Raw genomic sequence first — 21607 nt, forward strand, 5'->3', positions numbered from 1 at the left:
ATAGTGAAATTGCAGATGCAGGATAATATGAACCTGAAGCCATTGATATAAATGTTATAATCTGACTACTCATCAGGTTTATGTTTCCCTTCATCATCATTGGTGAGGGAGTCCTTATTTAAGAACACCAGAACCACAGAATTATCTAAATTTCTTATGAATTTTTTTATGATTACCATTTTCATCAATGAAATCTTCTGTGAGTTCAGTGGGATTGTTTCTCATAACGTAAAGAAAGACCAAGTGAGATATCCCAAACCCCAAACCACATATTATATAAAGAGTTAGATATTCTCTGGGAATCCACATCCCAATTGGAATAGTGATCCCAATCTTAAATAAATAAACCAAATTTTTAATAATTTCCATCAGATTGATACATTTATAATTATCGGTTGTTACATATTAAGTCAAATTGATCCAAGTGTTTACACAGTCCGAGGGTGGAAACTATAAATCTCACAATTACCTAATTAATTATTCCAAAATTACATAAAATGCACTGTTTTCATATAGGCATTATCGTTCCTGACATTTTAACATTGGCGATTGATAAAGTAATAGATTGCTTTTGTGGATAGATAGTATCAGATACTTATGTTGGCATTGCCAACATAAGTATTCTTTAATGAGTTATTTAACCAGAAAGACTTCAGCATCTTTTGGTTTCCTATAGTCAATAATTCTATTCGTCTCAGGTTCAAGGAGGATGTACACATCATCTGGATATATAAATAAACATTCATAAGCCAGGGAAACTGGTTTGTAGTTAAATGTATACAGGTAATGTTTCTCGTGTGGAGCAAATACAAGAGCCCCATTGGTGTTTATTGGTGAAGTATCAATTGTTACATCTTCAAATTCATCAATAATTAATGGATTTAACACATCTTTGTCAAGCATTATGTTTTGCTCGGCCGCATCAAACACATCACTTGTGTACAACTCCTGCGGTATTCCATCTTTAAGATTATTTGCAAGAATTCGACCCAATATGTCAGTCTCATATTGAGTGGTTCCCACTAACTTGGCAGAGCGTTTAAATTTAATTTTCATATATTTTTTTTTAGATTATTATAAGCCCAGTGATTCCTAATAATGCGGATGATTACCTGCAAAAATTGATGAATACTTTAAATTTTTTAAAGGTGGGAAAATCATCGAAGAGATTGTTGCGCACATATTTGAGTTAAATTTACTTTGGGTTGTAATTCCAATGTTAAAAATAATCAGCTTTTCTATTGCTACTGCAGAGATTGAATCCATCTATGAGAATTTAGGTGAAATTACTGGTCTAGATTTTTGGGAGTTTATCAAACAGAAGCTATCAGGTACACAGGGTAATCATAGTAACGGAGTATAATGTTTACATACATACATACACCTAAAAGATGAGGTAAACATCGTTGTGAAGTAATTATGATGCACAAGCGTTAATGAAGGATCTGCCGAAATCCGTAATATTATAATAACTGTTATTGAATTCAACTTTTTTAAATTTCCCACCTTTCATAAAGGTTTCTTTATATATTTCAAAATGGTTTTTTTCATAAATAGGTTTATATAGAACTTCATTTATTTTAGTTAATCCGTGTGAATCGTTTAAAATGCCCAAGCTGACTAAATTCTCTAAGTACATTACGACATTCTCAGGAAAAAGCAAGTCATTCTCATATTTTATAAGCGTACTATTTTTTAAATTTTCGACAAATCCATCATTTTCCAAATAGTATGCTCGAAAAGTTGCGGAAGGAATAAACTCTTTATGCTTGAAATATTTGATAATTCTTGCTTCATCTACCGTTAGCCTTTCAATTATTTGTATAAATGCAGGATGAGCCATGTTAACCGTTTGATTTGAACTTGCCTTTGTCAATAAACTAGTAAATAAGTCAGCTATTTCTTCATTTGTTGTGTAAGTTAATTTATTAATCAGTGGTATTCCGAATTGAGGATTTACAGGTATTTGCTCTTCTTCGGGAATGGCATTCAATTTTGTTTGATAATTCTCAATGTGTTTTTTGAAATTCATCTGTGCAACTTCACTTCCATACTTCATTAATTGAAGTGGAGTCATACCAAATTCAAACACAGTTCCTAATGCTTTACCGAGAGCTTGCACACTTGGTTGAGCTAAATCCCTATACATTAAACCAAGTAAGGAGTCTTCTTTAATTTTACCAATTGCTGTTACAGCAGCAACCGCTAATCCAGTTTCTAATGTCATATTTTATATTTGGTTATTAATTATAACGCAAAGATATATAATGTTTTCTGGGTTAATATCAGTAATGTGTGAGGAGTTTTCAACACAAGAGATCAATGCTGACATTGTAGTATTTTTACCTTGCTATAAAATATGAATTTTAGTTTGGAGGTGCATAAGAATCGTGTTAAATGAAATGTTAATTTGACAATCGGACTAAATAACCCAGCTAACTATATCAGTTGGAACGGGATGGATTAGTTTTTAACCTTAATACACACGCTGAATCCTATCAGATGAAATTCATTCAGCCAGATTTTTCAATGTATTGTAATAAGCTGATAAATGCCTTGGAAAAACCGATTGGGGATTTTCTACGGTTTTATGATTTTCCTGCTATCTTGTTAAAATTGATCTTGTGTATTATGGATTAGCTTTGAGGAAATATATCACCGTTCATCCAACACCACCAGTATTAAATGTTTCGAAAAATAAAAGATATCTTTCAACTTCTTGCATATTTTTGGAGTAAAAGATTTGAAAAGTTTGTTACGGTATCAGCATATTAATGTGCATTTTTGCATGGTAAGAAGCAGATAAGAAGGATAAAAAACACAGTATTTTGGACTAAAGCCCCCTTTAAAGCCGGTTTGCTTTATCTTTTATTCCGTTCCTAAAATCAGCATTGTTGCCAGGATACAATTTATTGCAAAAGATTTGAATATAGAATATTTCATCGCTAAAAAGATCTCTGTTAAAGCAGAACGAACGTTTTCTAAACTGATTGTGCGCATCGCGATTGCTGGTGTGATGCTGAGTCTTGCGGTGATGATGTTGTCTATCGCCATCATCAAGGGCTTTAAAACGGAAATTCAGGATAAGGTCCGCGGCTTTGTCGGGGATGTCAGGGTATTTAAGATGGACCTTAATAACTCATTTGAACTTGCACCGTTTGTACCTGATGTAGCAACCTTAAAAACCCTCCGGGAGAATCCTCAGATTGCCTACTTCCACCCATATTCAACCAAACCTGCTATTATTTCAGCGAATGACGAAGTTGAAGGGATTAATTTTAAAGGGATCGATAAAACCTATAACTGGGATTACATCAATAAACATCTGCTTAGCGGACGGACCATCAATTTCGCCGACAGTGCTAAGGCTTCACTTGAAATTCTGATCTCTAATTATACCGCCAGCCGTTTGAAACTCAAGGTAGGGGATGATTTCATCATGCATTTTGTGCAGGACCCGCCGCGGAAGCGTAAACTGAACATTGTGGGTATCTATGATGTTGGCGTGGAAGAAATTGACAAAAGTTTCGTGATCGGGGATATCAGCATGATACGAAGGTTGAATAACTGGAAACCGGATGAAGTAGGAGGAATAGAGATCGCCATCAAAGATTTCTCCAAATTAGACCAGGTGGCCAATGGAATTTATGAAGACCTGGACATTACCCTGAAATCCGAATCTGTCATGGCCTATTTCCCGAATATATTTACCTGGCTTTCCTTATTGGATGTAAATACCAAGGTGCTGCTGATCTTAATGATGATCGTTGGCGTCATCAATATGATCACTGCTTTACTGATCATGATCTTAGAACGGACAAACATGATCGGCATGCTCAAGGCATTCGGGATGAGCGACTACAGCATTATCAAGATTTTCCTTTACAATGCCGCCTACTTGGTTGGGATCGGCTTGCTGTTGGGTAATGTTCTTGGCCTGGGGCTGGGTTTTTTACAAAAGTATACACATGTTTTTCATTTAGACCAGGGGTCATATTACCTCAATTACGTGCCTATTGAAATACATTTCGCAGATGTGTTGTTGCTCAATATCATTACGCTTTTTGTCTGCTTAACCGTGTTGATATTACCCTCCCTGTTGGTCAGTAAAATTTCCCCGTTAAAAGCCATCCGTTTTAAATAAAGCTGCATAGGCCTTCTCCGAATGGTTGAACGTTTATTGAATAATGATTTGATCAAATCATTGGGATACCAGTCTTTCTTTTATGATGGCATTGATGGAGGTTTTTGGACCGGTCATCAGGAAGATACAAGTGCCGCTTTCCCTGGCGAAGGGGTTTTCAATTTTGCCAGTAAGCACAATCTTTTCAAATAACAGGCTGTCGCCCCTGTTCTCGATATCTTCATTGGCGGCACATTTAACAGAGATCACGGTGGTGATATCATCTTTTAAATTAAACCAGTATTTGTAATCCGCATTGAAGGAAACTGCAGCCATATCCTTGTGTTTTGAATAATAATTGATGGCTCCGGCAAGGCCATAATTATCACAGATGACGAGCGTGTGTTTTTTATCCTTCACCTGGCTGTAAGCGAGGTCAACTTTATGTGCAAGTTCTTTCCAGCCCAGCATGTCCGCAAAATCCTGTGGCAGCTCATGATCTTTGCCATCTTCCCAGCGTAACATGCCAAATTTTTGGTATAAGTCCCGTTGGGCGGCAATTTCAGCAGGTGGATAAATTGGGAAGGCAATTTTTAAAACCGGGACGAATAAAAGCAAAGGAATAACGATAGCCACGGGCTTTAAGTAAACTTTCCAGCCACTGCTTAAGAGGTAATCCAGGTAAACGGCTCCAAAGGCAAGTAAAACGGGGTATAGGCCGATCGCATAATAACTTTTGGCCCTGAAATAAACAAAAAGTAACAAAGTGAAAAGGATAGATAGCGGGATGAACCTGTATTTTTTAAATGGTTTATAGGATACAAAGGCAAAGAGCGCAAAGGCAATGATAAATAAGCCGCCTATAAAATACATTAACTGATCTTTTATGAAATCCAGCCGGTTTACATTGACCAGTTGGGTGATCCTTAATTCTTCCATGTGTTTTATTACCGGGAAATTATGCTGGTATTGCCAGATCAGGTTTGGTAAGATTAGCACCAGGGCAAGAACAATGGCAAGGTAAAAGTTCTTCTGTATAAACAATTTTCGATGCTCCGTTAAGAGTATGGCTGGAAATAAGCCGGCAGCCAGGAAAGCAATGCTGTATTTATTGAGAAAGCCGATGGCAAAAACTGCTGACAATGCCCACAGCCATTTTCGGTTGCTGGTGTTTGAATATTTAATGAGGGTATAATAAAGCAAAGTCCAGCACAAAACATCAAGGGAATTTGGCTGAAATAAGATGTTCAAACGGAACATCACAGAAAAAGTTACTGCAGTAGCACCAAGGATCAAGGCAAACAGGCCTCCTTTAAGCTCTTCTGTAATTTTCCATACGCTTACCATGGTTAATACACCAAACAAAGCAGGGAAGAACTTGATCCAAAAAACAGAATTGCCGAGCAGTAAAATGAGGTAAGCTATCCAAGAGGTGACCGGTGGTACCGAGGTATAACCCCATGCCAGGTGTTTGCCTAAATCCAGGTGCAGGTATTCATCTCTTTGTAAGTCGTATTCGGGGTGAATCAGAAATAACTGAATGGCGAACTTCATTAAAATGAAGGCCCAAAGAAACAATGACTTTTTCGACATATTTAATGTAATAAACTGTTTGTATTTGAGTAGGCGTCGGAGGAAATATTACATAAATATAAATAAAATTATGTCGCCTTTACATAAGTGTCAAGTCAGCTAAAGTTGATAATGGATCTACGGTGGATCTACCATGGATCTACGTTGTATCTACCTTTTTCTGTAAAAATATAGAATCAAGGTACATACTTAGTTCACCTAAGTTACTTCCGTTTTTAGCTGTGTTTAAAACATGTTAAAAACAGGTATTAGCCATTTGGTTTTCAGTATTTATCTCAGAAACTTTTTAATAAAGGATGAAGTTATTAAAAAGTTATTTGAACCTAAATCGCTGTGTATGTTAGCAATGAATTATCGCGGGCCCTTCAGAGTCCGAATAGATCAAAAACCCTATCCGCAGTTATTGCATCCTGAAGATGCAATTGTAAGGGTTACCCGCTCTTGTATCTGCGGATCAGATTTACACCTCTATCATGGCCTGGTGCCTGACACACGGGTAGGTATGACATTCGGCCATGAGTTTATTGGTGTGGTTGAGGAAATCGGCCCATCCGTAAATAAATTAAATGTGGGTGATCATGTCATGGTTCCATTCAATATTTCCTGTGGCAAATGTGCTTTTTGCAAACAGGAACTTTATGGAAATTGTCATGAGTCTAATCCGCAAGCGACAGCTGTAGGGGGAATTTTTGGTTACTCACACACCGCGGGGGGATATGATGGCGGACAGGCGGAGTATGTAAGGGTGCCCTATGCAAATGTGGGCCCTACTGTAATTCCTGCAGACCTTGACCCTGATGATGCGGTTTTGCTCACCGATGTGGTGCCCACAGGTTACCAGGCTGCGGAAATGGCTGGCATAAAAAAGGGTGATACGGTGGTTGTTTTTGGCGCCGGACCGATTGGCATCATGGCAGCAAAATGTTCCTGGCTTTTTGGTGCAGCCAGGGTCATTGTCATTGACCACCTGGAGTATCGCCTGGAATTTGTGAAAAGGTATGCCAACTGTGAGGCTTATAATTTCAGGTCACTTGAAGATCCTGTATTGTTTATCAAGAAAACAACCGACTGGTTTGGTGCTGATGTTTGTATCGATGCCGTGGGTGCTGAGGCTGCGGGCAATACCATGCAAACCATCACAGGCAGGAAAATGTTATTGCAGGCTGGTTCTGCCACTGCGCTCCACTGGGCAATCAATAGTGTAAAGAAAGGTGGAATCGTTTCCATAGTAGGTGTTTATGGCCCTACAGACAACCTTATCCCTATCGGGAATGTGGTTAATAAAGGGCTGACCATCCGTGCCAACCAGACATCGGTAAAAAGATTGCTCCCTCGCTTAATTGAACATGTCCGTGCTGGTCACCTTAATCCAAAAGGAATCATCACCCACCGTATTCCTTTAGAGGAAGTGGCTGAGGGCTATCATATATTTTCAGCGAAGCTGGATCATTGTATTAAAACTGTGTTAATTCCACCAAATGCCAGAAATTAATTAGAAGATCATGGAAAACGATAATAAAGATTATGAAAATATAAAAGGCTGGGGTGTAGACGCAGATCCTGAAAATGAGCCTACTTATCCGATGAAAAAATATACCGGTGACGACCACCAGCGGTTAAATTGGGAAAGGCCTGTAAGGCAGATTCAAACTGTTGAGGTCCTGCATTCCAATGAGCGACCGGGACTTACGGCTGTTTTTGGTTCATCATCACCGCCATCGGGCTTAAGCGGCTCCATCAGGAGGTACGCTTTTAAATTCAGCGAGTCCAGCTATGGCCATTGGCTGCCCTTGTTACTTGCCGACCGCATCAATGTGATAGAAGGCCTTGTGGATGATTTAAAACGCGGTTATGTTCCTAATATTTTTGCTGAAAGAGGATGGAAGGCTGAATTGAAGTATAATAAAGAGAGCCTGGCCAAAAAGGTGTTTGTTGGATTGTTGGTGACTACCGTGGTGGTTACCCTTTTATCAAAGAAACGTAAAGACTGGTACCGTGTTTAGAAGGTTGGTGCCGTAGTTAATTTGCGTACATGTCCCTTGAGGTAAGATCTTTGCGTAATTAAGCAGCTCTGATCAGGGGTTTATTTTGTGAAAACCCGTATTTAAAACAGAAGTAAGATTTCGATATTGGTAATAATAATTGCACTAAGCGATAGTGGTTTTATGGATATCTTACAAACTAGAGTAATGCGTGGGCCTAATTACTGGTCTGCCTACAGAACAAAGCTGATCGTTGTTAAAGTTGAATTAAAAGAAACAGACACATTGTCCCCAGTAGCCCTGGGGGCGCTGAGTGAAAAGCTGGCCTATTTAAAACCACCTTTATATAACCTCCAATCTTATAATTCAGTACTTGATATTGCAGCCCAGGTGGCGGTTGAAATTCAATGCCTGGCAGGCATGGATTGTGCTTATTCCGAAATACATCCGCTCGCCGATTCAAATCAGGCTATCCTTTGTTTTTCCTATACTTTAGAACGGGCGGGGATTTATGCTGCCCAAGCAGCCGTGGATCTGGTCAATGCCATTCTCGCTGATCAGCCTTATCTGCTTGAAAAGGATATTCAAAATTTAATAAGCATAAAACGAAGGTATAGTCTAGATCCCGCCACCGGGAAAATAGTATATAAAGCCCGCGCTCTTGGTATTCCTGTTCAACGCCAGGATAAACATACCCTGTTGTTAGGTTGGGGATGCAGGCAGTACGCTTTGAAGAATGGTGAGGACCATGCACCCCTGGGAAATATAGGAAGAATTCCGGTGGTAGCCGTAACAGGAACAAATGGTAAAACCACTACCACAAGGCTGATTGCCTATTTAGCCAGGATGAATGGGTACCAAGTGGGATTTACAACCACTGATGGTATTTACATGAATAATGAGTTGGAAACCATCGGAGATTGCAGTGGTCCGCAAAGTGCAGCAATGGTCCTGAATAATCCTCAGGTTAACTTTGCAGTGTTGGAATGTGCGAGGGGAGGTATTTTAAGGGCCGGTTTAGGATTTGATCAATGTCAGGTGAGTGTGGTCACTAATATTTCTGAAGACCACCTGGGGATGGATGATATTCACACGATGGAGGAACTTGCAAAGGTTAAGCTCACCGTCCCAAAAACAACCAGGAATGATGGTTATGCGATCTTAAACGCAGATGACGATCGGGTTTATCGGATGAAGGATGCGCTCCGTTGTCATATAGCCTTGTTTAGCATGAATCCTGAAAATCAGCGTATCATGGCGCACTGTGACAGTGGCTGCCTTGCTGCAATCATTGAAGATGGTTATTTCACCATTTGCAAATGGAAGCAGAAGTTCCGTATTGCTAGAATAAATGAAGTTCCCCTGTGCCACGAGGGCAAATCCACCTGTATGATGCAAAATGTTTTAGCAGCATTACTGGCGGCATTCGTCAATAATGTGCCTGTGGAAACCATGCAGCTGGCCTTAAAAAAATTTATACCTTCGCCCGAAAATACACCTGGCAGAATGAATGTTTTTAATTTTGATCATTTCAGTTTGATGATAGATTATGCACATAACGAAGGTGGTTACAGGGAATTGAAAAAATATACAGATCAGCTTCGTGTCTCCGTTAAGGTGGGGATCATCGCCGCAGTTGCCGATCGCCCAGACAAAGATATTGTGAATCTCGGCCGACTTGCAGCCGGGATATTCGATGAAATCATTATCAGGCATGATAGTTATAACAGTGGCCGCACACTGGAGGAAATCAACAGCTTACTGAAGAGCGGTATTCGGGAAGTAAAACCTGAAATGCCAATAAAGATCATTTCCAATGAGTTCGAGGCCATCAAATACGCTATCATGCATGCCCGAAAAGATGCATGGATTTTTGTAAACTCCGAAAACGTATATGATACCCTTTTTTACGTTTCTAACTATAAAACAACTGATCAAAATCCTTCAGCACCTCAGCTTTTACAAAAAAGGGTATTGATTTGATTGGGCTTTAGAAATTTCATCGTTTTTCAGTGGAAAGGTTAAATATTGTGTTCACTATTATGCTAACTGCTTCGTATGTCTGAACCCGGTAATTCAATGAAAAAAGTGCTTCCTTTGTTTTCCTCACTTTCAAACCAGATACGGCCATGATGCCATTCAACAATGGTTTTGATAATAGACATGCCAAGACCCACAGAAGGTTCGCCTTTAAGCCCTGTTCTTCTTGATTCGGAAAATTTTTCGAATAGCTTATCATGAAATTTCTTAGGAATACCCACGCCATTATCACCAACTGAAATGATAACGGTCCCATTTTTCTGTTCAATACTTAAGGAGATTGTGCCACCATCAGGGGTAAACTTAAGGGAATTGGAAATTAAATTGTTAATGACCTGCATGAATTTATTTTCATCTACTTCTGCATAAATCTGGGGATGACTGCTATAGAAATTGAAATTCTTTCCTGTATCATTTTCTGTACTGTAATACTCCTGCATAAAGATTTTAAACTTTTCAACGAGGTTAAGCCTGATTTTTACAACATCCACACCAACGGTTTCAATAAATTCCTGCCTGATAAACTCCTGAATCAAGAGGATACTTCTGTTACTCAGTGTTTCAATTGAATTAATAAATTTGTTGACTTGTTCATCTTCTAAATCTTTAGTTTTTTTAGATAACAGGAAAGCAAAGTTTTTGATAGAACCAAGAGGACCGGCAAGGTCATGAGAAATAATATTTAAGATTGCATTTTTCTTGCTGCCTAACTCTCTTCCTTTTTCTTCATTTAATTTCATGGCGGTAATGTCTTCCATGTATCCCGTTGCCACATGTTCCTGGTTTTCAAAAATGCCCAAAAACATACTTAAGCGAATAGTACATTCTTTCCCCTCTGGGAATGTTAGCCTAAACTCAATGTTATCTGTAAAAACATTTGGTTGCAGGTTCTGGTAAATTGTTTTCAAATACCCTAAGTCATCAGGGTGGACCATGGAATATAGAAGTTTCGGCGTCACCTCCTGATGTGGTAACTTGAATAAAGCATCAAATGCAGGATTTAAGTAAACAAAGGAGTTTTTAGTGATGTTGAAGGCAAAACATATGCGATGGTCATGCTCTGCAAGGGCTAAAAGTAATGAACCAGGATTAATCATTTAATGGAGCGAAACGCTTAAGCTATTACCGCTCCACTACTTAAATATACTAATTAACTTGGAGAATTATTGTATCATCCCATTTAATACTGCATACTTGATGAGGGTCGCTGTATTTCTGCAGCCGGTTTTTTCTATCAGACTTTGGCGGTGCCCTTCAATGGTTCTTTTGCTGAGAAATAATCTTTCAGACATTTCCTGATTTGTTAACCCTTCAGCGATTAACCCGAGAATTTCCATTTCCCTATTGCTAAACTCAATGTTAAGGTCGTTTGGGGAAGATTGAATATTGGCAAATTCAATCGAGCGGTCCAGCAGACGCATGGCCAGGGTGGAACAAATATAGCGATCACCCTGGTTCACCTGGTTCAGTGCAAAAATAAGTTCGTCAGGATGAATAGTTTTCAAGAGATAACCTGAGGCACCTGCAGTAAAGGCTTGTTGAATAAATTTATTGGAATCACTCATGGTCAGCATAATGATTTTTATGCCCGGATTGATCTTTTTGAGGGTTTCAACTAATAAAATCCCGTCCATTTCTGGCATATTAATGTCGGTAAGAACAATGTCTGGCGTAGCGCCTTCATCAACCATGCCCACTACCTGGGTGCCATTACTTGCTTCACCCAACACATTAACACTTTCATTAGCAATCAAAATCATCTTAATTCCCTCACGAACCAAGGTGTCGTCGTCAGCCAAAATTACGTTTAGCATTTATAAAACATTTTTAAGTTTATGAAATTTTTTTTGCATTATCTGGTAATTTTAGAGGGATAACAACAGAGCGGGATTAAGGTTTTCATTTGTATATAATTGTTTTGTAATGGTGATGATGCTATCATCAGCTTATATACATTGTTGATTGAATTTGCAGGCTGATGATGGTGTCAAAAGAAATTATTTCTTGATGAAAACCAGGAGGTCTGTTACTCGTTTATATCCTGGTGCGCAGAGGAGGGGGGATACTCTTTTTCATCGTCAGTACCATTTGTCTTTTTATCCGCTGTTGTTTGTTTTTTGCTTAAGGCATCAAACCAATGTAAATCACCAGTAGTTAATAAAGATTCAGGGTCTATTTCAAGACCTGGTTCATTTTTGTTTACGATTTGCTGTAACACTTTTCTTTTATCTGATCGTATACTCATGGTTTAAATTTACAAAATTTTATAATTAATTCTGCAATTTTAAACGGTATTGATACATTACTGCAGCATTAGATGGCTTTGTCATGATCAGGCTGTCGCCTTTTAGTTCATAAATATAATCGCGATTCAAAATGGTGTTCCAGTCGAAATTTGCTGTCCAGATATTTACATCTTTAAATCGGACGGTGTTATTATTCATTACCTCATAAGTTCCTGATCCTAAAGTAGAATTGTAATTGTTTCCACTAAAAGTTACCTGACTATCAGCCGAAATCATTGAGCCTGGGGTCCCATAGATGAATTTTCCTACATAAGTTCCGTCAATGGTCATACTGGCATTGTTTTCCTTGCAACCCAGAATGGTACAGATCGACATCATTAAAATCAGCATTGTTTTCATAACTTCAATATTGTAATTTATACATAATTATTTTTTAGTGCCATTATCAGCTTGTTTATTGCTATTTGTAAGCGGTAAGCTGATGATGGTTACATTAGTATATTGATTTTTAACCACAGTAATTTAATTTCCGTAAATTTGGGCGCAATATCATAGAATTAGCAATATATCATTAATACAATAAACTGTGTCTTTAGATAAATTAAAATTAAGCAAGCCCCTGGTAACCGCAATGACTGATGCCGGATATATTTCTGCCAAGGAGATTCAGGCTAAAACCATGTCCAGGATTTTAGGTGGACAAGATATCATCGCCGTGGGCCCGGAGGGTTGTGGTAAAACAACAAACTATGTGCTTGCTGTTTTAATGCGTTTAAAATACGGGGCTGACGAGGCTCCAAAATTCTTGATCCTGGTGCCCGACAAAGAACGGGTGGAGGCTGTTATTGCGGAGTTTCTGTTGTTGAGCAAGAACAGAGACCTTTGTATCATGGGCTTGCATGGCACCGGAGGAATGGAATCTGATATCAATGACCTGGTTGATGGTGTCGATATCGTTGTTGCCACACCTACACGTGCCCGTGCAATTTATTTAAAGTTAGGATTAAACTTAAGTAAACTCCAAATGTTTATTGTTGACGATGCGGAGGTGATTGTAAAACAAGGGATGCAATTGCCGGTTTGCGAATTGGCAAGAAGTGCCGGCAGGTGCCAGCATTTAATCTTTACCACCGTAGCGCATGAAAAAATGCATCAGATGGTTGACCAGTTTATGAATTTCCCGACCACCATTGAAGTAGAGGAACTGGGCGATACCAAAGCTGCAACCCATGAATTACTTTTGTACCAGGTACAAAATTTTAAAACTAAAATCAATCTACTGAATTTGCTGTTGAGAGACGATGAGGTGTTTGATAAAGTGGTGGTGTTTGTAAATACACGTTTAACCGCACAAAAGTTAGGCAAGAACCTTGTCTCGAGACATCAAGGTGAAGTAGCTGTTTTAAATCCTTTGTTTTTTGATGAAGAGGGCTTTGATCATATTGAGGATTTCAAAGAAACGCCGCAAGCCAGGATATTGGTTGTGTCAAATGAAGGTTCCGAATCCCTGGATCTTTCAGGTATAGGTTTTATTTTCCACATGGAAGTGCCGGAAGAGAAGGAAAAATTCCTGAGCAGGATCGTCAAAACCAGCGATGAAGATGTTGTGGCCATCACTTTTGCGACAGATGCCGAGCTGGTGGACATCCGTAAAATTGAGCAGTCGATTGGGTTTAAAATCCCGGTAATGGATTTACCTACAGGCCTTGTTGTAGATAAAGTCGTTAAAAAAACAGGTTTAGATAAAAACAGGATTGTTAAGGAAACGAATGATTCACCCAAAGGTGGGGGTGCTTACCACGATAAAAAAGAAGGCAATGCCAAAGACTTCAATTTTGGCATTGGGCAGAAATTAAAAATGAACATGAAAAAGAAGCACAGCTAATTATAAAGCTTTTGCTTCATTCCAATAGATATCCATTTCTGCTAGGGTCATATCCTGCAGTGCCTTGCCGTTTTCTTTGGCTTTATCTTCCAGGTACTGAAAACGCTTTATAAACTTCTTATTTGTTTTTTCTAAAGCGTTTTCAGGATTGATATTGATAAAACGGGCATAGTTGATTAAAGAAAACAGCAGATCGCCGAATTCACTTTCTGCTTTTTCCATGTCTATGGCACTATTGTCCATTACATTAAACTCTTCTTTAAATTCCTGGAGTTCTTCTTCGACTTTTTCCCATACCTGGGTTTTGTCTGCCCAGTCGAAACCAACACCGCGGGCTTTTTCCTGAATACGGCTGGCCTTCACCAATGAGGGCAAGCCTACAGGAACTCCTCCTAATACAGATTTGTTGCCTTCTTTAAGTTTGATTTTTTCCCAATTGCGTTTCACATCAGCTTCATCCTGCACCTCCACATCGCCATAAATATGCGGGTGCCGGATAATGAGTTTATCACATACGCCATTAAGTACATCCACAATCGTAAAGTCCCCTTTCTCTGAAGCAATGCGTGCATAAAATACCAGGTGCATCATTAAATCACCAAGCTCAGTTTTCACGTTTTGCTGGTTGCCCTCCAAAATAGCATCCGCCAGTTCATAACTTTCTTCAATGGTTAAGTGGCGGAGGGATTCCATCGTTTGCTTTTTGTCCCAGGGACACTGTGTACGCAGGGTATCCAACACGGTTAACAATCGCATAAAGGAAGAAGGAGCATCAGGAGCAGTTACTGGTGGAATATTATTTGGCATTTATATAGGTATTTTTGTGTTCAGTTTAATTATTCAGCTGTGGGTTTACCTTCAGCAAATCTCCAGCTGCTGGCGTCATTCAATAATGCAATAGCTTCCCTATCTAACTTTAGGGAGGCCGCCTGTGTAAGGTCTGCCAATTGCTCCATATTGGTTACGCTGGCGATAGGTGCCGTAACCGATGGGCGGGCAAGTAGCCAGGCAAGGGCAACAGTTGCGGGGTTGGTATTTAATTCCGCAGATACCTGGTCTAAAGCTGCTAAAATATTCAGCCCTCTCTCATTAAGGTAATTTTTAATGCCGCCACCGCGCTGACTTTTGCTCAGGTCTGCTTCTGAACGGTATTTTCCTGAAAGGAAGCCACTTGCCAAGGCATAGTAGTTGATTACGCCCAGGTGGTTTGCAACACAGACAGGTTCCATGTCTTCTTCGAACTCCTGACGGCTGTAAAGGTTATATTCCGGCTGAAACGTCTGATATCGGGCAAAGCCATTCTTTTTACTGCATTCCAGCGATGCTACTAACCTTTCCGCTGTAAAGTTTGATGCTCCAATCCAGCGTACTTTTCCGGCTTTAATGAGTTCATCGAAAGCCTGTAAAGTTTCTTCCATCGGTGTTTCAGGATCATCATAGTGTGACTGGTATAAATCTATGTAATCTGTATTTAAGCGTTTCAATGAATCTTCTACCGCGCGGACAATGTATTTTTTTGATAAACCCTTGCCATCACCCATGTCTGACCCCACTTTGGTGGCAATGATCACCTGCTCACGGTTATTGCGTGATTTTACCCAGTTGCCAATAATGGTTTCAGATTCACCACCTTTGTTTCCTGGTTTCCATCTGGAATAGGAATTCGCTGTATCAATAAAATTGAAGCCTGCATCAATGAAGCCGTCAAGGATTTCGAAGGATTTTGCTTCATCGATGGTCCAACCAAATACATTGCCTCCAAAAGTGATCGGGGCAACAAGTAGATCTGATTCACCTAACTTTCTTTTTTCCATGTTTTTGATTTTTGAAGACGAATTTGACCGTAAATCCTAACCTCATTTCAACAAATATAACGCTAACTGATTTAAAGAACTAAAGTAGCAGCCGTTTGTTTAATTAAAAATTTAAATTTTATATGCCCTTAACATTTCACGCTTCCCCGGTGCCCCCGGAAGTTTCTCAATGGTCATTCCAGCCTTCTTTAAGGCTCTTTTCAGATTTCCAGTAATGGCATAAGTTACAAAAATGCCGCCTGTTTTAAGGAAGTTGCAAGTATGCGCCAGGATTTCTTCTGTCCACATTTCCGGCTGATGCTGAACGGAAAAGGCATCAAAATAGATGACATCAAATCGTTTATTACTTTGAAAGGCTGTTAAAGTCGTATGCGCAATTTCCATTTCCTGGCTTTCGAAAAGTACCACAGGATTTCCAATAGCCTTTTGGTAGTTGTGGGTTACATTTTCCCAAACCGCTGCGGGTACATACTGACCGTAATTGGTAAGCAGTAATTCTTCCTGGCTAATGGGAAATGCCTCAATACCCGTGTATTTTAAGGTGATGTTATTTTCAAGGCAATAAGCAAGGCTCAACAAGTAATTAAGTCCGGTGCCGAAACCAATTTCTAGTAAAGCAATAGCCTGATCTGGGTTGTTTTGGATCGCTTTTTTTAATCCTGCATCAATAAAAACATGCAGGCTTTCCTGCACAGCACCATGTTTGGAATGGTAATGCTCACCAATTGTTTCGTTGTACAAGGTGTTGGATCCGTCGGCAGTTAGAATTATTTTATTCATTTCCTCAAATTTAGCACAAAGCTGCATAAATTAGGCAAATAATAAGGAAACTATGGATATTGAAAAGCTACGTGAATTCTGCCTGTCTTTACCAGGAACTACTGAAGGCTTAAAATGGGGTGATCATCTTTGTTTTATGATCGCCGAAAAAATGTACCTGATTAGTTCGCTTGATGATACCAGCTTTAGCATCAAATGTGATCCGGAAGATTTTGATGAACTTGTTGCCCGTGAAGGCATTGAACAGGCTGCTTACATGGCTAAAAGACAATGGGTAAAGGTGGCATCGTTGGATCTAATGACAGATGAAGAGCTAAAAGAGCGGATCAAAAAATCAAGAGCCTTGGTGCTGAGTAAGCTGACGAAAAAGTTGCAGGCACTTTATGGGGAGGGGTAGGCCACTCGCCTTAACAAATTCATAAAAAAAAACCAGGTGCTATTCGCACCCGGTTTTTCTACACTTATTTTGTTACCACATTCTAATTCTATCCTCTGGTTTCTTATACAATTTATCACCAGGTTTCACATTAAAGGCTTCATACCAGGCATCCATATTCACCGGAGCACCGATAGTTCTGAATTCTCCAGGAGAATGCGGGTCAGTTTTGATTAACTGCGCTGCACTTTCATCAAGAATATTACCTCTCCACACCTGTGCCCATGAAAGGAAGAAACGCTGATCTGGGGTAAAGCCATCGATTTTCTCATTCGACTGGCCCTGTTTGGTTAATTTAAAGGCTGTATAAGCTGCATTTAAACCGCCCAGGTCACCAATATTTTCGCCCATCGTCAACTTGCCATTCACATGTATCGTATCCAAAACGGTATAAGCATCAAATTGCTCACCCAAAGCCTTGGTTTTGTCCTGGAATTTAGCTTTATCTTCTGCGGTCCACCAATTGCGCAGGTTGCCATCTTTATCATACTGGCTGCCACTATCGTCAAAACCATGCGACATTTCATGTCCGATTACAGCACCGATACCACCGTAATTAATGGCATCATCAGCATCGGGAGCAAAGAAAGGGAACTGCAAAATTCCAGCAGGGAATACAATTTCATTCATTGTCGGACTGTAATAAGCGTTTACCGTTGGAGGTGTCATTCCAAAACGGCTACGGTCTACCGGTTTGCCCAACTGACCGATCGACTCATTATAGTTCCAAACAGCTGCATTGCGTAAGTTTTGGAAATAGGTTGCCGGAGTAATGGCCAGGCCCGTATAAGTTTTCCATTTTTCCGGGTAACCGATTTTTGGTGTAAAGGCATGGAGCTTAGCCAGGGCTTTTTGTTTGGTCTCTGCACTCATCCAGTCCAAGTTATTGATCCTGGTTTCAAAGGCTGTGCGCAGGTTGTTGATCATTTCTGTCATACGCGCTTTGGCTTCAGGTTTGAAGTATTTTGCAACATATAGCTGACCTAACAATTCACCGATTGCCCTGTCTGTTAAGGAAGCCATCCTTTGCCACCTTGGTGTTTGAACCCGCTGACCTGTTTGCGCCTGATTAAATGCGAAACTGGCATTTACAAAAGGTGAACTTAAATCAGCTGCACTGTTCTTTAATACATTCCATTCCAGGTAAGTCTTCCAGTCTGCAACCGGAACACTGCTAAGCATGCCATCAAGTGTAGAGAAAAATTTAGGAGAAGAAACCAGGAGCGTATCTTGTCCGGAAACCTTTAGCTGTGTTAAGATTGTATTCCATTTCAGGCGTGGCGTCGTTTTTGCAAAATCAATAACGGTAAACTTATTGTAAGTTTTATAAGGATCACGCATCTCGAGCCTGCTCATCTGTGCTTCAGCCAATTGCTTTTCTATAGCCATGATGGTTGCTGCTTTTTTGGCAGCCTCTGCAGCAGAACTTCCTGTTAAAGTAAACAAGGTAGTCATATAAGTATGATAAGCCTCCCTGATTTTCACAGAACGGCTATCGTCTTTTAAATAGTAATCACGATCAGGAAGCGTTGTGCCACCCTGACCTATGGAAGGAAGATATTTTGTAACATTTTTTCTATCCTGAGCAACACCGAAGCCAAACATCGGGCTGGCGACGCCGGAAGTACGCATATAAGATACTTCATTCAATACCCCCTGAAGATCTTTAATTTTTTTGATTCTTGCCAGATCAGCTTTTATCGGCGTGTAGCCCAACTTTTCAATGGTTGTGCTATCCATTGCTGCTTTATAAAAATCCCCAACGCGTCTTTTTGGTGTTCCTGCAGCTGCAGATCGATCAGCGGCAGCATCTTCTACCAACCCTTTAACAGCCTGGATGTTGAATTCGCGTAAAACGTTGAAACTTCCCCAGCGTGTTTCTTTAGCCGGAACAGGGTTCTTTTTAATCCAGGTGCCACTGGCATACTGGTAAAAATCATCTCCTGGCTTAACACTCAGATCCATATTTGCAGGATCTATAAATTTCATTGGCGCCTGGGCAGTAGCGCTATAGCTGGCCGCCAAGATTCCCAGAACAGCAAAATAGCTCTTCAATTCTTTTAATTTCATCTGTTAGTTTAGTTTTTTAAAATTGTGCACGCCATAAAAAGACTGCTCCAATTTGAATAATTAGTTAGTAATTGTACCGGGATACAATAAAAGATGAATTTAGGGAATAGAAATTAATATTTTGCAGTCTAATGAAAATATTACTTATTGAACCAATAATATAGTCTGGTTAAGCTAAACTTCCTGAATAAATGCCCGGAAAAAGAAAAAACTTTAAGTGACTTCATAACAAAGAATTTATACCATTATTAACATTATTTAACAAAATTTATTGTGTGTATGTTGTTTATTTTAGTATAAAGAGGCATTATTTATTAATTATTACCTTTGCGGCACTAACATCATAAAATGAAACCATACTATCTATTACTCCCATTATTAGGCTTGTTTTCTACTGCGGAGGCACAAAACCAACAACTCAGCATGAAGGACGCCATGGTTAATGCAAGGACAACCTTAGCTCCTGAAAACCTTGGCCAGCTTCAGTTTATTTATGGAACAGAAGATTATGTATATGCCAAAACCATCAACAACCAGTTGACCTGGGTGAAAGGGAATGCGAAGCAGGCTACTGAACAACCCATAATTACATTAGCACAGCTGAATCAAAAACTCCGGACTGCAAAGCATGACACGTTAACGGCCATGCCTGTTATACAGTTTAATAAAGGAGCATCCTGGCTTTTTCCACTTCATAAAGCGCAAATGGCTTATGATCCTGCTCAGGATTTACTGACCACTAACATTGATTCTTCCGTATTCAGTAAATTAAATGTCGAGCCAAGCACAGCGGGTTATACCGCTTATCTTGACAAAGCCAACTTGTTTGTTGCTAAAGCTGGTGCAAAGAATCAAGTGACCACAGATGGGAGCGGTGATATTGTATATGCTTCTTCTGTGCACAGGGAGGAGTTCGGCATCTCAAAAGGTGTTTTTTGGAGCAATAACGGTAAATTGTTGGCATTTTACAGAATGGATCAAAGCATGGTTGCTGATTACCCAATCATCAACTGGATGACTAAACCTGCAAAAAACATCAATATCAAATATCCGATGGCAGGTGAGAAAAGTCACCATGTAACCGTTGGGGTGTATCATGCAGAAAAGAAAACGACAGTTTACCTGAAAACAGGTGAGCCTAAAGAGCAGTACCTGACTAATATTGCCTGGAGCCCGGATGACAAATATATTTACATCGCCGTATTGAACCGGGAGCAAAATCATATGAAGTTGAACCAGTATGATGCAGTAACTGGTAATTTACTGAAGACCTTATTCGAAGAAAAGGACGAGAAATATGTAGAGCCACTAAAACCAGTTTTATTTGTAAAGAATAAACCTAATCAGTTTATCTGGCAAAGTAACCGCGACGGCTGGAACCATTTATACCTCTATCAGGCGGATGGTAAATTGGTGAAACAGTTAACCAAAGGCAACTGGGAAGTAGTTGATGTGAAAGGTTTTGATGATAAAGGGGAAAACTTGTTTTACGTATCTACTGCTGAATCGCCTATCACCAGGGATTTATTCGCCCTTAACCTTAAATCAGGCAAATCCAAAAGACTGACCAAAGGTGTTGCTGTACACAATACACAGGTGAGCAGTTCAGGTAAAACGGTGATTGATAATTTCAGTAGTCCGGATAATCCAAGAACCATACAGTTGCTCGAAACTGCTACTGCTAAATCAAGAACTTTACTTCAAGCTAAAGACCCGCTTGCAGCCTATTCCACAGAGAAGTCAGCTATTTTTACCATAAAAAGTGCTAACGGCGATCCTTTGTATTGCAATATCTATAAACCTTTGGGTTATGACAGTACCAAGAAATACCCTGTCGTGGTATATTGGTATGGTGGTCCGCATGCGCAGATCATTACCAATAGCTGGAATGCAGGTGCTGGAGACTACTGGGGCCGTTACATGGCTGCAAAAGGTTATGTGGTATTTTTAATGGATACACATGGAAGTGATAACCGTGGTAAGGCTTTTGAACAGTCGATTTTCCGCAGTGTGGGTGACATGCAGGCGCAGAATATGCTTACTGCAGTCGATTACTTAAAAACCTTGCCCTATGCCGATACTGAAAATATGGGCTTGTTTGGCTGGAGTTTTGGTGGTTTCAATACGGTTAATTTTATGTTGAATCACCCTGGTGTTTTTAAAGCAGCTGTTGCCGGCGGACCGGTGATTGATTGGAGCTTGTATGAGGTAATGTATACCGAACGCTATATGGATACGCCGCAGGAAAATCCTGAAGGTTATGCGGCCACAAACCTGAACTTGAAAATTGAGCAGTTAAAAGGAAAACTGCTGCTGATCCATGGTTTACAGGATCCGGTTGTGTTACAGCAACATTCAGTTGGTTTGGTGAAAAGTGCCGTTGATAAAGGTGTGCAGGTAGATTATATGATTTATCCTGGTCATGAACATAATGTGATCGGAAAAGACCGTACACATTTGTATCAAAAAGTAACAGATTACTTCATGACACATTTGAAATAATGCTGTCGCATTTACGGTAAAACCGCAGAACAATATTTAGAGAGGGCTGTATCGTCATTTGATGGTACAGCCTTTTTGCTTTTTAAATTAGGCATAAATCATTTATCAGTTCGTAAGCTATAAGCATTATTTACAT

At 39.7% G+C, this 21607-nt stretch carries 18 protein-coding genes; 7 read left to right on the forward strand and 11 right to left on the reverse strand.

Features of this window, described 5'->3' with window-relative positions; translation table 11 throughout:
- Positions 1-633: 633 nt before the first annotated feature.
- Both WG905_RS14910 and WG905_RS14915 read right to left on the reverse strand, forming a co-directional pair.
- A complete protein-coding gene (locus WG905_RS14910) occupies positions 634-1056 on the reverse strand; it encodes a hypothetical protein (protein ID WP_339592536.1) in 423 nt (140 codons plus the stop codon).
- A 361-nt stretch (positions 1057-1417) separates the two neighbouring features.
- Positions 1418-2227, reverse strand: coding sequence for a DUF4393 domain-containing protein (locus tag WG905_RS14915; protein ID WP_339592537.1), 810 nt, complete (start codon positions 2225-2227; stop codon positions 1418-1420).
- A 696-nt stretch (positions 2228-2923) separates the two neighbouring features.
- Here WG905_RS14915 and WG905_RS14920 point away from each other — a divergent pair.
- Positions 2924-4144: an ABC transporter permease gene (locus WG905_RS14920; protein ID WP_339592538.1), complete on the forward strand. Its 1221-nt coding sequence runs from the start codon at positions 2924-2926 to the stop codon at positions 4142-4144.
- A 57-nt stretch (positions 4145-4201) separates the two neighbouring features.
- On the opposite strand, the gene WG905_RS14925 is transcribed toward WG905_RS14920, so the two are convergent.
- On the reverse strand, positions 4202-5716 hold the full coding sequence (locus tag WG905_RS14925) for a glycosyltransferase family 39 protein (RefSeq protein WP_339592539.1): 1515 nt from the start codon (positions 5714-5716) through the stop codon (positions 4202-4204).
- Between the two features lie 337 nt (positions 5717-6053).
- Between WG905_RS14925 and WG905_RS14930 the strand changes: the two genes are divergently transcribed.
- The 3 genes from WG905_RS14930 to WG905_RS14940 all read left to right on the forward strand — a co-directional run bounded on the left by WG905_RS14930 (position 6054) and on the right by WG905_RS14940 (position 9681).
- Complete coding sequence (locus tag WG905_RS14930; protein ID WP_339592540.1) at positions 6054-7208, forward strand: zinc-dependent alcohol dehydrogenase; 1155 nt, start codon at positions 6054-6056, stop codon at positions 7206-7208.
- Positions 7209-7218: 10 nt separating this feature from the next.
- Positions 7219-7719: a hypothetical protein gene (locus WG905_RS14935; protein WP_339592541.1), complete on the forward strand. Its 501-nt coding sequence runs from the start codon at positions 7219-7221 to the stop codon at positions 7717-7719.
- Positions 7720-7845: 126 nt separating this feature from the next.
- Positions 7846-9681, forward strand: coding sequence for a Mur ligase family protein (locus tag WG905_RS14940; protein WP_339592542.1), 1836 nt, complete (start codon positions 7846-7848; stop codon positions 9679-9681).
- A gap of 62 nt (positions 9682-9743) precedes the next feature.
- Here WG905_RS14940 and WG905_RS14945 read toward each other — a convergent pair whose 3' ends face one another.
- The 4 genes from WG905_RS14945 to WG905_RS14960 form a co-directional block, all read right to left on the reverse strand.
- On the reverse strand, positions 9744-10835 hold the full coding sequence (locus WG905_RS14945; RefSeq protein ID WP_339592543.1) for a sensor histidine kinase: 1092 nt from the start codon (positions 10833-10835) through the stop codon (positions 9744-9746).
- 66 nt (positions 10836-10901) lie between these two features.
- Entirely contained in the window at positions 10902-11552 is a 651-nt protein-coding gene (locus WG905_RS14950; protein WP_339592544.1) for a response regulator transcription factor, read from the reverse strand.
- 212 nt (positions 11553-11764) lie between these two features.
- Complete coding sequence (locus tag WG905_RS14955) at positions 11765-11983, reverse strand: hypothetical protein (RefSeq protein WP_339592545.1); 219 nt, start codon at positions 11981-11983, stop codon at positions 11765-11767.
- 25 nt (positions 11984-12008) lie between these two features.
- Positions 12009-12383, reverse strand: coding sequence for a hypothetical protein (locus WG905_RS14960; RefSeq protein WP_339592546.1), 375 nt, complete (start codon positions 12381-12383; stop codon positions 12009-12011).
- A 187-nt stretch (positions 12384-12570) separates the two neighbouring features.
- On the opposite strand from WG905_RS14960, the gene WG905_RS14965 reads away from it, so the two are divergent.
- Entirely contained in the window at positions 12571-13869 is a 1299-nt protein-coding gene (locus WG905_RS14965; RefSeq protein ID WP_339592547.1) for a DEAD/DEAH box helicase, read from the forward strand.
- Here WG905_RS14965 and mazG read toward each other — a convergent pair whose 3' ends face one another.
- The 3 genes from mazG to mnmC2 form a co-directional block, all read right to left on the reverse strand.
- Positions 13870-14676, reverse strand: coding sequence for a nucleoside triphosphate pyrophosphohydrolase (gene mazG / locus WG905_RS14970; protein ID WP_339592548.1), 807 nt, complete (start codon positions 14674-14676; stop codon positions 13870-13872). It lies immediately after the preceding gene.
- A 29-nt stretch (positions 14677-14705) separates the two neighbouring features.
- Entirely contained in the window at positions 14706-15683 is a 978-nt protein-coding gene (locus WG905_RS14975; RefSeq protein WP_339592549.1) for an aldo/keto reductase, read from the reverse strand.
- Between the two features lie 111 nt (positions 15684-15794).
- Positions 15795-16463: a tRNA (5-methylaminomethyl-2-thiouridine)(34)-methyltransferase MnmC2 gene (gene mnmC2 / locus WG905_RS14980; protein ID WP_339592550.1), complete on the reverse strand. Its 669-nt coding sequence runs from the start codon at positions 16461-16463 to the stop codon at positions 15795-15797.
- Positions 16464-16515: 52 nt separating this feature from the next.
- On the opposite strand from mnmC2, the gene WG905_RS14985 reads away from it, so the two are divergent.
- Positions 16516-16860 carry an MmcQ/YjbR family DNA-binding protein gene (locus WG905_RS14985; RefSeq protein ID WP_339592551.1) on the forward strand — a complete coding sequence of 115 codons (345 nt, stop codon included), beginning with the start codon at positions 16516-16518 and terminating at the stop codon, positions 16858-16860.
- A gap of 72 nt (positions 16861-16932) precedes the next feature.
- On the opposite strand, the gene WG905_RS14990 is transcribed toward WG905_RS14985, so the two are convergent.
- Positions 16933-18969 carry a M13 family metallopeptidase gene (locus WG905_RS14990; RefSeq protein WP_339592552.1) on the reverse strand — a complete coding sequence of 679 codons (2037 nt, stop codon included), beginning with the start codon at positions 18967-18969 and terminating at the stop codon, positions 16933-16935.
- A 348-nt stretch (positions 18970-19317) separates the two neighbouring features.
- Here WG905_RS14990 and WG905_RS14995 point away from each other — a divergent pair, with 348 nt between their 5' ends.
- Complete coding sequence (locus WG905_RS14995) at positions 19318-21471, forward strand: S9 family peptidase (protein ID WP_339592553.1); 2154 nt, start codon at positions 19318-19320, stop codon at positions 21469-21471.
- The last annotated feature ends 136 nt before the right edge of the window (positions 21472-21607 follow it).

The sequence above is a fragment of the Pedobacter immunditicola genome (assembly GCF_037482985.1).
GTDB classification, from domain to species: Bacteria; Bacteroidota; Bacteroidia; order Sphingobacteriales; family Sphingobacteriaceae; genus Pedobacter; species Pedobacter immunditicola.

Coding starts and splice junctions, on each gene's coding strand:
- WG905_RS14960 (WP_339592546.1), bottom strand. CDS start 12,383: ATGAAAACAATGCTGATTTTAATGATGTCGATCTGTACCATTCTGGGT.
- WG905_RS14950 (WP_339592544.1), bottom strand. CDS start 11,552: ATGCTAAACGTAATTTTGGCTGACGACGACACCTTGGTTCGTGAGGGA.
- WG905_RS14930 (WP_339592540.1), top strand. CDS start 6,054: ATGTTAGCAATGAATTATCGCGGGCCCTTCAGAGTCCGAATAGATCAA.
- WG905_RS14975 (WP_339592549.1), bottom strand. CDS start 15,683: ATGGAAAAAAGAAAGTTAGGTGAATCAGATCTACTTGTTGCCCCGATC.
- WG905_RS14955 (WP_339592545.1), bottom strand. CDS start 11,983: ATGAGTATACGATCAGATAAAAGAAAAGTGTTACAGCAAATCGTAAAC.
- WG905_RS14910 (WP_339592536.1), bottom strand. CDS start 1,056: ATGAAAATTAAATTTAAACGCTCTGCCAAGTTAGTGGGAACCACTCAA.
- WG905_RS14945 (WP_339592543.1), bottom strand. CDS start 10,835: ATGATTAATCCTGGTTCATTACTTTTAGCCCTTGCAGAGCATGACCAT.
- WG905_RS14925 (WP_339592539.1), bottom strand. CDS start 5,716: ATGTCGAAAAAGTCATTGTTTCTTTGGGCCTTCATTTTAATGAAGTTC.
- mnmC2 (WP_339592550.1), bottom strand. CDS start 16,463: ATGAATAAAATAATTCTAACTGCCGACGGATCCAACACCTTGTACAAC.
- WG905_RS14915 (WP_339592537.1), bottom strand. CDS start 2,227: ATGACATTAGAAACTGGATTAGCGGTTGCTGCTGTAACAGCAATTGGT.
- WG905_RS14990 (WP_339592552.1), bottom strand. CDS start 18,969: ATGAAATTAAAAGAATTGAAGAGCTATTTTGCTGTTCTGGGAATCTTG.
- WG905_RS14985 (WP_339592551.1), top strand. CDS start 16,516: ATGGATATTGAAAAGCTACGTGAATTCTGCCTGTCTTTACCAGGAACT.
- WG905_RS14995 (WP_339592553.1), top strand. CDS start 19,318: ATGAAACCATACTATCTATTACTCCCATTATTAGGCTTGTTTTCTACT.
- WG905_RS14935 (WP_339592541.1), top strand. CDS start 7,219: ATGGAAAACGATAATAAAGATTATGAAAATATAAAAGGCTGGGGTGTA.
- mazG (WP_339592548.1), bottom strand. CDS start 14,676: ATGCCAAATAATATTCCACCAGTAACTGCTCCTGATGCTCCTTCTTCC.